The organism is Rhodococcus sp. ACPA1 (assembly GCF_002300195.1).
GTDB classification, from domain to species: domain Bacteria; phylum Actinomycetota; class Actinomycetes; order Mycobacteriales; family Mycobacteriaceae; genus Rhodococcus_F; species Rhodococcus_F opacus.
On the sequence record NZ_NSDX01000006.1, the window covers coordinates 565,936 to 581,150 of the forward strand.

11 protein-coding genes are annotated in these 15,215 nt (G+C 66.6%); 3 read left to right on the forward strand and 8 right to left on the reverse strand.

Annotation, left to right across the window (positions count from 1 at the left end; genetic code table 11):
- Window positions 1-108 precede the first annotated feature (108 nt).
- On the reverse strand, window positions 109-1,668 hold the full coding sequence (locus tag CJ177_RS32055; protein ID WP_306453412.1) for an amidase family protein: 1,560 nt from the start codon (window positions 1,666-1,668) through the stop codon (window positions 109-111).
- A 695-nt stretch (window positions 1,669-2,363) separates the two neighbouring features.
- Here CJ177_RS32055 and ltrA point away from each other — a divergent pair.
- On the forward strand, window positions 2,364-3,626 hold the full coding sequence (gene ltrA / locus CJ177_RS32060; RefSeq protein ID WP_095869457.1) for a group II intron reverse transcriptase/maturase: 1,263 nt from the start codon (window positions 2,364-2,366) through the stop codon (window positions 3,624-3,626).
- 235 nt (window positions 3,627-3,861) lie between these two features.
- Here ltrA and CJ177_RS32065 read toward each other — a convergent pair whose 3' ends face one another.
- The 7 genes from CJ177_RS32065 to CJ177_RS32090 form a co-directional block, all read right to left on the reverse strand.
- Window positions 3,862-5,256 carry an IS1380 family transposase gene (locus tag CJ177_RS32065; RefSeq protein ID WP_095869458.1) on the reverse strand — a complete coding sequence of 465 codons (1,395 nt, stop codon included), beginning with the start codon at window positions 5,254-5,256 and terminating at the stop codon, window positions 3,862-3,864.
- An 87-nt stretch (window positions 5,257-5,343) separates the two neighbouring features.
- Window positions 5,344-5,472, reverse strand: a complete 129-nt coding sequence (locus tag CJ177_RS48570) for a hypothetical protein (protein WP_257014768.1) — start codon at window positions 5,470-5,472, stop codon at window positions 5,344-5,346.
- A 113-nt stretch (window positions 5,473-5,585) separates the two neighbouring features.
- A complete protein-coding gene (locus tag CJ177_RS32070) occupies window positions 5,586-6,710 on the reverse strand; it encodes an acyl-CoA dehydrogenase family protein (protein WP_095869459.1) in 1,125 nt (374 codons plus the stop codon).
- A gap of 1 nt (window position 6,711) precedes the next feature.
- On the reverse strand, window positions 6,712-7,545 hold the full coding sequence (locus tag CJ177_RS32075) for an enoyl-CoA hydratase/isomerase family protein (RefSeq protein WP_061042939.1): 834 nt from the start codon (window positions 7,543-7,545) through the stop codon (window positions 6,712-6,714).
- A gap of 4 nt (window positions 7,546-7,549) precedes the next feature.
- Window positions 7,550-8,494 carry an acyl-CoA dehydrogenase gene (locus tag CJ177_RS32080; protein WP_257014770.1) on the reverse strand — a complete coding sequence of 315 codons (945 nt, stop codon included), beginning with the start codon at window positions 8,492-8,494 and terminating at the stop codon, window positions 7,550-7,552.
- Window positions 8,491-9,420, reverse strand: coding sequence for an acyl-CoA dehydrogenase family protein (locus tag CJ177_RS32085; RefSeq protein WP_095869461.1), 930 nt, complete (start codon window positions 9,418-9,420; stop codon window positions 8,491-8,493). The genes CJ177_RS32080 and CJ177_RS32085 overlap by 4 nt, the downstream gene beginning before the upstream one ends.
- Before the next feature lie 2 nt (window positions 9,421-9,422).
- Window positions 9,423-10,568: an acyl-CoA dehydrogenase family protein gene (locus tag CJ177_RS32090; protein WP_095869462.1), complete on the reverse strand. Its 1,146-nt coding sequence runs from the start codon at window positions 10,566-10,568 to the stop codon at window positions 9,423-9,425.
- Between the two features lie 1,091 nt (window positions 10,569-11,659).
- Between CJ177_RS32090 and CJ177_RS32095 the strand changes: the two genes are divergently transcribed.
- Entirely contained in the window at window positions 11,660-13,201 is a 1,542-nt protein-coding gene (locus CJ177_RS32095; protein WP_095869463.1) for a class I adenylate-forming enzyme family protein, read from the forward strand.
- A gap of 344 nt (window positions 13,202-13,545) precedes the next feature.
- A complete protein-coding gene (locus CJ177_RS32100; RefSeq protein ID WP_095869538.1) occupies window positions 13,546-15,036 on the forward strand; it encodes an MFS transporter in 1,491 nt (496 codons plus the stop codon).
- Window positions 15,037-15,215 lie beyond the last annotated feature (179 nt).

Consider the following 15,215-nt stretch of genomic DNA (forward strand, 5'->3'; position numbering starts at 1 on the left):
CCCGGTCGCCGGTAGGAGATGGCACATCGGTCGGCCCCTACGGCACGGTTCAGGGCATTGATTACGAGGTAATGATCCGATATCGCGCATCAAATGTGCGAAACATCACTAAACAGTATCCTCTTCTGGTGAGTCCGGCAACCTTGAAACGGGAGGAAAGTGATCCAGCCCAGGGATCTGGTGCGCGCACGGGCTAGAGAGGGCCACTGTCTCGGGAAGCGCGACGATGGCCGTGCCGGGCCCCCGCAGGTCGTGACGTGGCGCTGACCGGGACGCGGTTCGACCGAGGCCGCGCGGACGGGCTACCGGTGGTGTGGCAGTTCGGATGTCGCGCGGGTTACTGGGTGGTCCAGTCCTGGGCCTGTTCGTAGGCGTGCGCCGCGCGATAGATCGTTCGTCGAAGTGTCGCCCGACGAGCATCATGCCGACCGGAAGACCGTCACGAAGGGCACGGGGAACGGACATGGCGGGGTGGCCCGTGGCGTTGAAGGGGCAGGTGTTGACGGCTCGGTGGGTGATCACCTCGCGGGGAGAGTCCTCCGACGGGAGCGGTGTCGCCTTCATCGGCATGGTCGGCAACAACAGGAGGTCGTGGCGACCGAGCGCCTCGTCGTAGGCGCCGCGTAGGGTGCGCACCAGGTTGAGCGCCTTGCTGTAGAGCTGGCCGCCGTATCGGCGGCGGAACAGGGCGCCGCCGATCATGGTGATCTTCACCGATTCGCTGAAGTCGTCGGCGTGGTCGCGCCAACCTCGTGTGGCGTCGAGGAGGCCGGTGCCGTGGTGGTGCCAGTTGGCAGTGAGCCCTGCCTCGAACATCAGCTGCGGCGGTGCGCCTTCCAGAATGATCGGGGCGACGATGTCGGGTCCGAGGGCATGTGCCGGTACAGAGATCTCCTCGACCGTGGCGCCGAGTCGATGCAACGAGTCGGCAGCGGCCCGGACGGCGGCATCGACATCGGGTTCGGAGGCCGCCGTGCCGAATCCCTCGCGGAGTACCCGACCCGAAGGCCGGCCCACTCGCCGGTCAGTGCCTGCCGATAGGGGGTGGGTGATCGGATTGCGCTGGCGGGGGTCGAGCTCGTCCTCACCGGGGAGGACCTCGCGCATCAGCGCGTTGTCGGCCACGTTCGCGGTGATCGGGCCCGCGTGGTCGAAGGTGGCCTCCACTGGTGCGGTGTAGGGGACGAGGCCGTGGGTGGGTTTGAGTCCATAGGCACCCGACCATGAGGCGGGCATGCGGATCGAGCCGCCCTGGTCCCCGGCTAGCGCCATGTCCACCTCGCCGGCGACGACGAGCGCACCGCAGCCGGAGGAGGATCCGCCCGAGCTGCGCTGGTGGTTGTGCGGATTCCGCACGGGGCCAGCAGCACAGGTGTGCGAGCCGCCGGAGAACGAGAAGCCTTCGCAATGGGCCTTGCCGGCGATGACCGCGCCGGCGTCGAGCAACCAGGTCACGACGGTGGCGTCCTGGGTCGGGATGAATCCGCGTAGCATTGCGGCCCCGTGCATCATCGGCACCCCGGCCAGGCACACGCTGTCCTCGAGGGCGACCGTGCGCCCGGCCAGTGGCCCGTCGGCGCGGGTCTGCATGCGACACTGGACATACCAGGCACTGAGCGGGTTGTCGGCCGGTTCATGCCAGCTGCGATCTGCCTCCCGCGTGTCCAGCGCCGGGGCGGTTCATGGCCGCCACCGCGCGGTAGGCGTTGACGTTGCCCGCGAGAGCGGCGAGGTAGGCATCGCAGTCGGCGTCGTTTAGCCTCAATCCGTGTGTGTCACGAACGTTGAAAGGAGCTTGATGTAGGAAGAGCTTCCAGAAACGGTGCTGCGTAAGAGATGAGGGTGTATGGCCCCTCGGAGCCGTCCTGCGGGGGAGGGCTTCAAGCCGCCCACTGCTGCGTTGGCTGAAGACCGTCGTGGTGAGCGATGTGGGAAAAGGCGCACGAGATGCGTCAGGCAGGGATCGGGAAGACGAGCGTTACAGCCGATGAAATGTCGTAACAGGTTCGGATGACATCAAAACCGGGGTATACGGATAGCCCCGGGAGGAGTCTGGCGGGAGTCCCGCTTACTGGCCAGGCGGTGTCCGGCATCAGGCGACGTGAGCCCGATCTGCCGCTCTTGCGTGGAACGTGAGAAGGCGTGGCCCGATACTGCCCATCCCCAAGGTTCAGGGATGGGTGATAGGGAGTGTTCCGAGCGGCTGAAACCGTGAGGGATCGAGTACCGATGCGGGTCCGCGCCGGCGGACTGGCCCGTAGTAGCTGTGAAACCGCTGCTTGACGCGGTGGCGGTGGAGCCAAGGGGCCAGGTCATTCGTGGTTTGTTCACTCGATCAACCGGCATGTTCCGGGAGGAGTCGCATGGGCGAGCTGACATCGCCAGGCAAGTCATTCGAGATTTCGAAGTGGGAAGTGCGCGAGGCGTGGGAGAAGGTGAGAACGAACAAGGGTGCGCCGGGAGTGGACGGGTGCTCGATCGAGGAGTTCGAGAAGGACCTGAAGAACAATCTCTATCAGGTCTGGAATCGGATGTCCTCGGGGAGTTACTTTCCGCCTCCGGTGTTGGCGGTGGAGATACCGAAGCCGCACGACGCGGGAATCCGAATTCTAGGGGTGCCCACTGTGGCCGATCGCGTCGCTCAAACGGTGGTGGCCAGGCGGTTGGAGGCGAGGGTCGAACCGATCTTCCATCCCGACTCCTACGGCTACCGCCCGGGCCGGTCGGCGCTCGATGCGGTGGGAGCGTGTCGGAAACGGTGCTGGAAGAGCAACTGGGTCATCGACCTCGATATCGAGAAGTTCTTCGACACCGTGCCTTGGGAGTTCATCGTCAAAGCGGTGGAAGCGAACACCGACCAACCGTGGGTTCTGCTGTATGTGAAGCGGTGGCTCCAAGCGCCGCTGCAGCGGGCCGACGGGGTCTTGCAACAACGAGACCGGGGGACCCCGCAGGGTTCTGCGGTTTCGCCTGTACTGGCTAATCTGTTCCTGCACTATGCGTTCGATGCGTGGATGGCCCGGGAGTTCCCGGGTATCGCGTTCGAACGCTATGTCGACGATGCGGTGGTGCATTGCGCCAGCGAGCATCAAGCGAAGCGGGTGCTGGCCGCGATCGGCGACAGGATGGGACAGGTCGGGTTGCGTCTGCATCCCGACAAGACACGGATCGTCTACTGCCAGGACGGCACGCGGCGCGGCTCGTATGAGCACACGTCGTTCACGTTCCTGGGGTTCACGTTCCGCCAGCGCAGGGCGCGGAACAAGCACGGGCAGCACTTCAGCGCGTTCTTGCCCGCGATCAGCAAGGACGCTGTGAAGAAGATCGGTGCGGCGGTGCGGTCCTGGCGGCTGCACACCCGCACCGGTCACGCCTTCGCCGACCTCGCGCAACGCATCAATCCGATCGTGCGGGGATGGATGCAGTACTACGGGGCGTTTCACCGCTCTGCCCTGTATCAAGTCCTCTCACGCATCAACGCCTACTTGGTGCGGTGGATCCGCAAGAAATATCGTCGGCTGCGGGCTGAGAAGAAAGCCATCGAGTGCTGGCAGGGGATCACCGCACGGTATCCCCGCATGTTCGCGCACTGGAAATGGGTTCCATCCGTCTCGTCTGTCTGGTGACCAGAATGACAAGAGCCCGGTGACGGGAGACTGTCACGCCGGGATCTGTGGGAGCCCGGGGGTGCGATTCCCCCGGGCCACCCGACGGATCGGTGATCTCGGTGATTTTCGGGTCGATCTATTTGCTGATGCCGATGGGCGACGGCGTTCGGGCGTGGCTGATCTGCTGACCGGGTTGTCAGCTCGTCCACGTTGGGTGTTCCTGGGTCGGGGCCGTGTGGCCGGGGTGTTGGGGTCAGGCCGCTTGTGGCGGTTCGTAGTCGATGATGTTGTCCCAGAGGGTTGTCCAGTCCGCTTGTCGGGGCCAGTGCGCGGGTAGGTGGAGTACGGGTTTGCGTGCTGGCCGGGCGAATCGGGCGGGGACGTTGACCAAGTGCCGGCGCAGCGTGGCACCCCGGGCGACGGCGTGGCGGCCGCCGGCGAGGGTGCCGGCGGCGCGCAGCAGATTGTGAGCGATCGCCGCGCAGAGCACCCAGGCGCTGTTCGCGCCGAAACGCCCCGACGGGATGTGAGCGAGTGGTCCGTCGATCAGGTCCGCGAACACCGTTTCCACGATCGCGTGTTTGCGGTGGATGATGTCGGCGTCGACGGTGGGCAGGTCGGAATTGGTGAAGAACGGGTGATGCCGCCATATCGGGAACAACGCATCCGGGTGGTTGGCGTCCTTGACCCGGCGCACGATCAGGCGGGCGGTGACCTTGTGGCGTCCGGAGAACGCCGTGTACTCGACCTCGGCGACCTCGGCGTCGGAGATCAGCTCCCCGGTGTCGGGGTCGGTCACCGCACCGGGATAGTGCACCGGCGTCCACTCGTGCTCGTCGATGCTCTCGATGGCCCGGGTGATCCGCGGATTTCGGGTCATCACCAGGGAGAATTCGATGCCGGCGGCGACCGCGGCGCCGATGACGGCCTTGTTGCCGAACGCCGAATCGCCGCGGACCATGATCTTGCCCGTCGCGCCGCAGGCGCGGGTGGTGCTGATTGCCGAGCGCAGTTGGGAGGCGGCGCCGCGGCCGGATCCGGTCTTGCCGGCGCGCAGCCGCATCTCCGCGATCACCGGGGCGCTGTTCGCGGTGGACAGGGTCGTGACCAGCGGGGACAGGCCCTTGCGGAGCAGGGCCCGGCCGGCGATTTTCGCGTGCCCGTAGGACGCTCCCTGTTTCTGGTGCCCGTAGACCGGCCGCAGCAGTGAGTCGATGTCGAGGAAGGCTCGGCCGGCGATGCCGGGCAGCAGCGGGGTGCGGGCGGCGAGGGCGATCAGGTGCCGGCGCAGCACCGCCCCGAGCTGCAGACTGTGCCCGAAGGTGAACTCGCGCAGGAAGATCCCCAATGTCGACGGGGCGTACACCTGGTCGAAGAGAATCGGGGTGCCGCCGGCGCGGATCGTGTCCACGTCGTCGATGCTGTCCGCTCCGGTACACATCCCGGCGATGATCGAGGTGAGTTTCCCTGCCGGGTTCGCGGCACCCGAGGCCACCCGCGTGGAGGCGAGGTCGACATGGGTGTCGATCAGCTCCGACAGGCCGGCTTGTTCGGCGAGTTCGAGGACCGGGACCAGCCCGGCCGCCGACACGAGATTGTATTCGTCGAACACCGCGGACCCAGCCGTGAACGTGTGCGATGATTGCACCGAAAGTGCCCTTCCGTATGTGGACGATCGTGATGTGAGAATCTTGATTGTCTCACTACGGGAGGCGCTTTCGTCATTCACACGCCGTTACGGTCTGCGTAGTCTCCACGGATCCAGGTTTAGGCGCAGCCCGACCTCGGCGGCGGCAGCGCGCACTTCGTCGCGGCCGAGGTCGGCGATGGTGGTGTGGTTCTCGCTGGCTTCGGCGACGGTCATGGTGACTTTCGCGGTTGAGGGGCAATTGACGGAGAGATGCGACGGGTTGGCCGAGTTGCCGTCGCGACGACCGGACTCGACTGAGACGTCGGATGAAGCCGCCGTGGTGGCGGTTAGAGCGTGCTGTCCAGATGCAACGACTGCCGGGCGATCACGCCGCGCATGACCTCGGAAGTGCCGCCGCCGATGGTCTCCAGAATCGCTTGGCGCCACATGAATTCGACGTCAGTGCCCCGAACAAGTGCCTCCGGTGTCCCGAACTCCATCGCGGCTCGGGCGATGTCCTGGCACAGGGTGGTGCCGGCGAGCTTGTGATACGCCGCGGCGACCGCCGAGGGTTCGCCGGCGGTGACCTCGCCGAGGAGTGCGAGTGATAGCGCCTCGACTTCCATGACCTTGACCGCGAGATCCGACAGCCGCTGCGTCACCAGGGGTGTGTCGTCGAGGCCGTTCTTCTCGACCCAGTCGATGAGGTCCTCGAGGTCGCGGCGCACTCGTTTCGGTGGGAACTGCACGTGCCGTTCGACGGCGAGGGCCGAACCGACGACCTGCCAGCCGTGGTTTTCCTCGCCGACCCGATTCTCGACGGGCACCTCGACATGGTCGAACCGGACCTCGTTGAGGCGGCCACCCTCGAGTGTCGGGATCGGTGAAATGGTGATGCCGGGGGAGTCGAGCGGCACGATGAAGACGCTGAGCCCACGGGAGCGGCTGCCGGGCTCCCCGGTGCGGGCGAGCAGCCAGATGTTGTCGGCCCAATGGGCATTGGAGGTCCAGCATTTGGCCCCGTCGATGCGGTACACCCCACCGGCGTGGGTGGCGCGGGTGCGCACGGCGGCAAGGTCGCAGCCGGCGTCGGGCTCGGAGTAGCCGAGGCAGAAGTTCATGGTGCCGGCGCGCAGCGCGGGGAGGTAGCGGTCGTGCTGGTCGGGGGTCCCGTGTGTCATCAACGCCTTGGCGACCAGACCCGGCCCCATCGGAGGTCGCGCGATCCGCGCGTACGCCATCTCGTCCCACAGGATGAACTCGTAGACTGGCGGCATTCCGCCGCCGCCGAATTCGACCGGCCAGGACAGCGAGAGCCAGCCGCGCTCACCGAGTTCGCGGTAGACCTGCTGTACGGCCTTCCAGGCATCGACTCCGCGGTGGAAGTATCCGTCGACACCGCGGAACTTGTCGAGGAGGTCGAGTACCTCGATTCGGAACTGTTCTTCCTGCGGCGAGAATCCGAAGTCCATGTCAGGCCTCCGGACGTTCGGGGGTGGTCCAGTTCGGTGGGCGCCGTTCGCTGAAGGCGCGCGGGCCCTCCTTCGCGTCCGGGTGCGCCCAGTGCATGCGCAATAACGCCCAGCCGTACTCGCAGGCCTGGGTGTATCCCATCTCCAGCGAGTTCCAGATCGCCTGCTGGGACAGCGACACCGCCGCCGGGGAGTTCTTCACGATGCTGCTCGCGATCTGCTCCGCGGTGTCCATCACCTCATCCGGTGCGACCAACTCGTCGACCAACCCCAGCTGGTACGCGCGCCCGGCGGGCAGCCGATAGTCCCGGCCCATCAGGGTCATCCGTAGCGCGGTCCCGAGGGGCAGGCGCTTGGCCAGCCCGATATTCTCCATCGCCCCGACCAGGCCGACGTTGACATGGGTGTCCATAAAGCTGGCGGTGTCCGCGGCCACGACGATGTCGGCGTCGACGACGAAGTGCAGCCCGGCACCGGCGACCAGCCCGTTGGCCGCACAGATCACCGGCTTCCACACCCGATTCTGACGCGGCGACCAGTACACCTCGTCGGTAAGCGGGCCGGTTCCGGTGCTCATGCCGCCACGGGAGGCGACCGCGTCCACGTCGGCCCCCGTGCAGAAGTGTCGATCGCCGGCACCGGTGACGATAGCCGCGCGGATCCATGGGTCATCGCGGACCTCACCCCAGATGTGCTTCATCACGGGCATCATCGTGCCTGTCAACGAGTTTCCCTTGTGGGGGCGGTTGAGGGTGATGTAAGCGATGTGATCACGCTTTTCGAACAGCACCTCGGGGGCCGTCGACTTTGCTGCTTCCTCGACTTGCTGGCTCATGCTTCTACCTCTCTGCGGAAAATGCTGTCAAGACTCGCTTCCCGAGCCCGGAGTCCGCATCCGTCAGCAGGGTGATCTGCCGGATACGTTGGGTCACATGACCGATCGGTCCCTCCACGGTGTATCCGATGGCGCCGAGGGTTTGATGCGCGGCGAAGGCGGCGCTCATCGCGGCCCTCGACGCGGACAGCCGCGCCGCCGCCGCGAGACCCGCGCCGTTCGCGGGTGCGGTGTCGACGGCGCGGGCGGCGACGATAGCCAGTTTCTCCGAGGCCTCGAGCTCGAGGGCAGCGTTGACCAGCGGATGCGCGACCGCCTGGAACGACCCGATGCTCCGGCCGAACTGCTCGCGGCTGCGCGCGTGGTCGACCGCGGTGTCCAGGACGCGCCGCCCGGCACCCACGGCGTACCCGGCCACCGCGAGGTGGAAGAGGTCGGCGGCGGCCGGGACACGATCGAGGAGCCGTTCCCGATCCACCGAAACGCGACCCCACGGTTCGTTGCCGAGCGTGTCCTCCGGCTCCACCTCGCCGACCCGCCGCGCCAGCCACGCCCCGTCGCCGGCCCATTCGATGAACACCTCGGCGACCGCCGCCCAGGGCATGAGCGGCGGAACCCCGAGCGACACCAGTTCCGCGCCCGCGACGAGTGCACCGGACCGGTCCTCGGGCAGCGCGTGTGCGGCGAAGAAGGTCGCCGCCACCGGTCCGGGTGCCGATGCCCGGCCGAGTTCGATGCTCGCCGCGACGATCTCGCCCGCCCCGCCCTCCTCCGAGGGCATCGCCAGGGCGAAGATTCCGAGGTCGGCCAGGCCGGTCCAGAAGCCGATCGGGAAACGCGCACCGAGTCCGCGCTGGATGTCCTCGGTGCACCGGGTTCGGCAGTAGCCGCGCACCGTCTCCGCCAGTGCCTGCTGGTCCGGGGTCAACCCCGCGGGTCGGTCCATCATGCGGGCACGCCCCAGCGTGCGGTGACCAGCGCCCGCCGATGCCCGCGCAACCCACCCAGCTCGGTCCGAAGGGCCTGCAGGCGCAGCGTGTAGAGGTGTAAATCGTGCTCCCGGGTGAGCCCGATCGCCCCCATGATCTGGTGCGTCTCCCGCGTCAGCCGGCCCAGGGCGGCCATCGTGTGCGCCGCCGCGGTGGCCGACGCCTCCGCGGGTGCGTTATGGAAGGCCGCCTCGTAGGTGAGCCAGCGGGCCCCCTCGACAAGGATGGTCAGTTCGGCCAGGCGGTGCTGCAGCGCCTGGAACGACCCGATCGCGCGTCGGAAGGTCTGCCGGTCCTTGGCGTACTGGACCGCGATGTCCAGTGCCTGCTGCATCATCCCGACCGCCTCGGCGGACGCGCCCACACGCCACCAATTGAGCATGGTCGCCGCCGTTCCCGGGGCCAATTCGAGTTCCTTGTCGGCCGGGACGAGCCGTCCCAACGAGAACCCGTACGCCGAGGGCACCGCGGAGTCGGTGCTCACCGTCGACGCCGACAGTGTGCACCGATCCGGTCCGGCGACCAGGATCGAGGTGGCCTCCGCCGCGAACCGGACGGGCCGTTCCACACCGTCCTGGACCAGGGCGAGTGGGCCCTCATGCGGCTCGATCCCGAGCGCGGGCCACACCAGCAGGTGCGCCGCGGCGGCGATCGTGCCCAAGTTCGCGCCGATCCGCTCCACCGCGAGCGTCGCCCCGAGCGGACCCACACTGTCCTCGTCGAACAGGTCGAAGAAGCCGGAGACCCGCAGCTCTCGTTCGAGGGCGTGGTCATAGCCTTCGACCGAGGCGAGTTTGCGACATCGCTCCACCCCGGCATACCGGCCGAGCAGTGCATCGAGCGCGTCCAGGATAGGACGCTGCGTTTGCGAGAGTTCGAAATCCATGTCTATTCCTTCGGCATTCCCAGGATAAGGCGCGATATCAAGTTGAGCTGGACCTCGTAGCTGCCGGCCGCGATTCCGGCACCGAGAGAGTTGCGGAACTGGGCGTCACCGAGGGAGTGCTCGACCAGGGCTTCGCTCCCCATGACGTCCAACGCCAGATCTCCGACCGCGCGCTCGGCCTGCACCATCGCCGCGCGTGCCTGATAGGCCAGCGGGGATGGTTCCTTCTGCTTGGCGCGTTCGTCGATCACGCGGTACACCAGAACCCTCGCGGCCTCACACAACGCCCGCGCCTCGCCGAACTGCTCCTGGACCCCGGGGTCGGCCAACTCGCCACGGTCCGTGGCCCACTCGGCGAGCCCGTCGAGTACGAGGGCGGCCCGCGCATAGCGTGGCGCCCCGACCCGCTCATAGACGAGGGTACGTCGGACGATGTTCCAGCCGGTGTTTTCCTCGCCCAGCAGGGCGCTCACGGGCAGCCGCACGTCGGTGAGGAATACTTCGTTGAACGAATGCTCGCCGACCAGGCAGTCGATTCGCCGGACCTCGACGCCGGGTGTGTCCATCGGCAACAGGAACACCGAAATGCCGTTGCGGCCGTCCGCCGTGGATCCGGTGCGCGCCAGCAGAAAACAGTAGTCGGCGGCGTTCGCGTACGAGGTCCAGATCTTCTGGCCGTTGATGACGAACTCGTCACCGTCTCGGACCGCGCGAGTCTTCAGCGATGCCAGGTCGGTTCCGGCCTCGGGCTCGGAAAATCCCTGGCACCAGAACACTTCTCCCCGCGCGATCGGCGGGAGCAGTGCCTGTTTCTGCTCGTCGGTCCCGTATTTGATGATGGCCGGGCCGACCCAGTTGACGTTCATGTACTGCGGTCCGCGCGGTTCGCCCCGCTTCCACATCTCCTCGCCGAGCACGAAGTGCTGCCAGGCGCCCTGACCGCCGCCGCCGTACTCGGTTGGCCAGTGTGGGGTCAGCCAGCCCTTGTCGGCCAGCTTGCCGACGAACTTTTGCGAGAAGTCGGTGTAGACGGCGCTGCCGAGCCCGGTTCCGTCGGAGCGGTGCCATGCCCCGGTCAACTCGGTGTCGAGGAAATCGACGAGTTCCCCGCGGAAGGCGGTGTCTTGCGGGCTCCATGCGAATTCCATCAGCTCGCCTCCTCGCGGCGGGGCGGAAAATACTGCCCCCTGGCTGGGACACTCTGGGTGCACTCCACGTGAGTTTGCTCCTAACGTGATGACAACGGTCGTCGTGCGGCGCGGGATCCTGCAGTCGAGGATACTGATTACCGCAGTTGTTTGCGTGAATGACGCACTTCTAAGAACTCGATACGTAAAACCGTATACTCAATATGTGGGCGGGGCAAGTGGCTGGGCTCGCCCGGCTGTGATTGCGGAGCGGCCGGTGGCGCCTTGTCGCGGACGGCCGGACGGAGTTCGTCGGCCAGTTCGTCACCGAACGCAGCGGCCACCCGCGACGGCGACCAGCGCGTGCTGAACGCCGTGCTCGGGCGGGCTCGGGCCGGTCGGCGTCCGCCGCGCCGTCGGGCGACTGCTCGGTCATCGCGGTCGCGCCACCGGGTCCGCCTGCATACCGGGACTCCTGTGGATCTCCGTCCCCCGCCCCCTGGCAGTCGAGGACGCGAACCCCGTCGCCGCCCCGCGGGTGCTCATGTCGGCGATTCCGAGGCGAGTGCCGGAGATTATGACGACGATCGATCCGGACCCTGGCCGCGCAGGGCATTGAGTATATTGATTCCGCAGAACGGAACCCGAGAGTGGTGACGTCCACGGTTCGGCGCACGCGCCTGGACCTGCTACACCTGCGATCCGGAATGAACGACCCCGGCGTTGTGGATGACACCCTCAACGGCCTCGAACCGGGTGCGGCACTGCCGCATCAGGGCGGAGGCCACCCCCCGTGAGCGACCGAAGCGACGTGGGCGAGGGCGGGCGGTGCCGCCCCTTGCGTAGGGTCTCGTCGAGGGCCGTTTCGGCCGCGGCCCTGTTGATGTCGGTGACCACAATGGATGCGCCCTCAGTTGCGACGCGGTCGCGTGGGCGTAGGCGGTCCAGCGCCGGTCACGATGGCAGATCCTCGGCGAACAACCTGCCCGACTTTCCTGCCATGCCTAGGTCTTCCAGTCGGCGGCTCGATGAGTATACTCAATTCGACCGATTGAGCTCGGCTCCGGCCGAGGAGCCCGCGCTCGAGGCGCGAGGCGGTGACGAAAAGGAGAATGCGCGTGCACGCAGAGTTGACCCTGCCCTCCTGGCTTCGGTCGATCGGGACACAGCCACACGGGGCGCATCGACGCGCGCTCCGGGACGAATGCGGCGAGCTCACCTACGCCGGCCTCACCGATGCCATGGACGGCGTTGGCGCGGGGCTGCTGAATTCAGGACTGCGGACCGGCGATCGGGTCGTGACCGCGATGGAGCCGTCGATTCCGCACACGGTGGTGATCCTCGGAGCGATGGCGGCCGGGCTGGTAGCGGCGCCGCTCAACATCCGGCTCACCGCCGTGGAGTCGCGCGCGTACCTTGTGGCGCTCGAACCGAGCGTCGTCGTCGCCGATCCCGCGTACGCCGACCTCGCCCGTCAGACGGGCCACCGTGTCATCGAGTTGCCGGCGGCCGCCGCGACGACCGAGATCACCGAACGGCTGGCGCCCCTGCACACCCCGACGCGAAACCTGACCCCGGTGCCGGAATTCTCCCCGGCCATAATCTTCCCGACCGGGGGCACCACCGGTTCCCCGAAGGGCGCGTTCCATACCCATCGCAGCCTGTGGCTGTGGCTAAACACCTGCGCCCATGGCAATCCCCGCACGCCGGCGGACGTCGAGCTATGCTTCTCGCCCTTCTTTCACATCACCCTCGGAACCAGCGTGCTGACACCGCTTTTCGCCGGTGGCGAGGTCTGGATCCACCGGCGTTTCGACGCCGCCGCCGCCCTGGCGGCCATCGACGACGGGGCCAGCCGGCTGATGGGGGCACCCACCATGTTCACCGCTCTGCGTGAGCACGGCATGTTCGCCTCCACCGACCGGGAGAAGGTGACGGCAATACGCTACGGTTCGGCACCGTCCACTGGCGACTTCGTCCGCGATCTGCTCCGGGACTTCCCGAACGCCCGGATTCGGGCCGGCTTCGGTGCCACCGAGTTCGGGTCGGTAATCGGTTTCGATCACGAAGATCTCCTGGCCGGTCGCTTCGCCGGCGTCGGGTGTCCGCTGCCCGGGGTCGTGGTTCGGATACTGGGGGACGATGGCCTCGAGGTCGGCAGCGGCGAGATCGGCGAGCTGGTCGTGTCGTGCCCGTGGCAGACCCAGGGCTACTTCGGTCTGCCCGAGGCGACAGCCGAGACGTTTCGGCCCGACGGGGTCCACATCGGCGATCTCGCTTCCCGGACCGAGGACGGGTGGCTCGTCATCGCCGGCCGGAAGAAGGACATGATCATCAGTGGAGGTGAGAACGTCTTTCCCCGCGAGGTCGAGGAGGTTGTCTTGCGCCATCCGCGGGTTGCCGATGCCATTGCGTACGGCCTACCGGACGACTTCTGGGGTGAACGAGTCGAAGTCGGCGTTGTCCCTACGCCGGGTGCGACGATCGCCGCAGACGAACTCCGCGAATATTGCCGCGACAGCCTTGCGGGATTCAAGATCCCGAAGACGATCCGGCTGCTGGATTCGATTCCTTTGACTCCCAACAACAAACCGGACCGCAGGACCGTGCGTGCTGGGGCGATGGCGGAAGCCCGCCGGGAATCGTCGGCGTGAGTCGCCCAGCGGTGTGATTTGTGCTGGTGCGAACCGGTTCACCGCGCACTGCTGCGGCCTCCGGGCATTGGCTGTTCGGAAGCGTTCACTGACGGTTCTCGGGAACGGATGTGATCGTGACGGCAGAGAGTTCAGTGCTGTCACACAACGAGTTTCAGGCTTCGAATTACTTGCAGGCTTGTTTCCCGCACATCGGGACGGCCTGTCGATGTCACACCGCTTGCCGCTAGCCTGAATTCGTACGAAAAGTGATGTCCGCCATAATCCTCCATCCGGCGGACAGTCCCGAAGTCTGCGGTCGCACTCCTTCATCGGCACACCTCCTCCAGATCGGACAGCCGCCCATGCGTATCGACAACTCCTCCGACACTGCGCACGATTGCGATGAGGGCGGCTGGACACCGCGCCTGATTTGCTCACTGGTCACCATCGTGCTGCTGTTGGAAATGCTCGCCGTCAGCTACATGATGATCTCGATTGCCCTGCCCGAGATCCTCGCGCACTACGAGACCACGCAGGGCGCCTGGTTGTTGACGGCGTTCCTGCTTGTGGGGGCCATCTCCTGCCCGCTGGTCGGTAAGCTCGCAGACATGCACGGCAAACGCCGGTTATTGTTGGCCTGCACCCTGATAGCCGCTCTCGGATCGTTGCTTTCGGCACTCGCCACCACCTATCCGATGCTCATCGCGGGCCGTGCGCTCACCGGCCTGCTGACGCCGTGTCTGTTCTTGAGTTATAGCTTGATCCGCGACGTGTACCCGAAGCGGACCGTGCCGATGGCCGTCAGCATCGCCACGAGCGGCATGGGTGTGATCACGGTTCTCGCCCCCGTCCTCGCCGGTTGGCTGATCGACGGCTTCGGCTACCGCAGTATCTTCTGGTTCGCCGTCATCGGGCTGACCGTGCTGGCCGGGCTCATCGTCCTCACTACCGACGAGTCCTCCATCCGCGCCCACGCTCGTCTCGACCTGATCGGCGCGCCGCTGCTGAGCATCGGCCTGGCAGCCATCCTGGTGGCGATCAGCTTCGGGTCTCGGTGGGGGTGGACTGCACCGTCGACGCTCGGCTGCCTCATCGGTGGCGCCGTTCTGCTGGGTTGTTGGATCGCGTCCGCGCGGGTAGTCCGCGACCCTCTTATCGACCTCCGGGTGCTGCGCCGCCGAACCGTCGCCCTGACCACGGTCGGCGCCGGCGCCTGCTACGGCGCGGGCACCGTGTTTTCGCTGGTGTTGCCGCTGATGTGCATGACACCATCAGTCCTCGGTCTGGGTTATGGATTCGACGTCACGGCAAAAGGTTTCGCGGTCTTCCAGGCACCGTTCGGCGCAGCGACGATGCTGGGCGGGATTCTCGTGGGTGTACTCGTCCGCCGGGTGCACCTGCGCCAGCTCATGGCGGCGGGTCTGCTGATCGAGACTCTCGCCGCGTTGCTGTCAGCAGGGGTACACGATCACAAGATTCTGCTGATCGTCTTCATCGGATTGTTCGGCCTGGGCCAGGGGTTGATCTACGCCTCGATCCCGAACCTGATCATCGCGGCGGTCGCGCCGCAGTTGCAGGCGACATCGGCGAGTATCGTCGCCGTCGCCCAAGCACTCTTCGCGGCGATCGGGCCCATCCTTGCCTTCGTGCTCCTCAACTCCCACATCGCGCTGGCTAAAGAGGGCGAGGTGTTCTACACCGACCGCGGAATCACCCTCGTGTTCGTGCTGTCCGCGACGGTGGCATTGATCGGGGCGGTCGCCGCCTACGCATTGCCCCGGTCCATTCGCGAGCTGACGCTGCCTGATGCCGATGCCCGGACGTCGCCGACACGATCGGCGGCCAACGCCTGACGATTGGCGTCGCTATGCCAGTTCCCGAACTCGACATATCGGAGGAATGCCTTCAACGGCATCTGGCGAGAAGCCGGCAAGCAGGGGGCAACCACCCCTCACGATCATTCGAGGTGACACCGCCCTCACATACGGGCACCGGACCCTTCGATATCCGCCGGCAATCGCGCGGCCGCTTC

Excerpts from the sequence above, each read along its gene's own strand:
- CJ177_RS32075 (WP_061042939.1), bottom strand. The coding sequence starts at position 7,545 with ATGAGCCAGCAAGTCGAGGAAGCAGCAAAGTCGACGGCCCCCGAGGTG.
- CJ177_RS48570 (WP_257014768.1), bottom strand. The coding sequence starts at position 5,472 with ATGACCGTCGCCGAAGCCAGCGAGAACCACACCACCATCGCCGACCTC.
- CJ177_RS32090 (WP_095869462.1), bottom strand. The coding sequence starts at position 10,568 with ATGGAATTCGCATGGAGCCCGCAAGACACCGCCTTCCGCGGGGAACTC.
- CJ177_RS32080 (WP_257014770.1), bottom strand. The coding sequence starts at position 8,494 with ATGATGGACCGACCCGCGGGGTTGACCCCGGACCAGCAGGCACTGGCG.
- CJ177_RS32085 (WP_095869461.1), bottom strand. The coding sequence starts at position 9,420 with ATGGATTTCGAACTCTCGCAAACGCAGCGTCCTATCCTGGACGCGCTC.
- CJ177_RS32100 (WP_095869538.1), top strand. The coding sequence starts at position 13,546 with ATGCGTATCGACAACTCCTCCGACACTGCGCACGATTGCGATGAGGGC.
- ltrA (WP_095869457.1), top strand. The coding sequence starts at position 2,364 with ATGGGCGAGCTGACATCGCCAGGCAAGTCATTCGAGATTTCGAAGTGG.
- CJ177_RS32070 (WP_095869459.1), bottom strand. The coding sequence starts at position 6,710 with ATGGACTTCGGATTCTCGCCGCAGGAAGAACAGTTCCGAATCGAGGTA.
- CJ177_RS32095 (WP_095869463.1), top strand. The coding sequence starts at position 11,660 with ATGCGCGTGCACGCAGAGTTGACCCTGCCCTCCTGGCTTCGGTCGATC.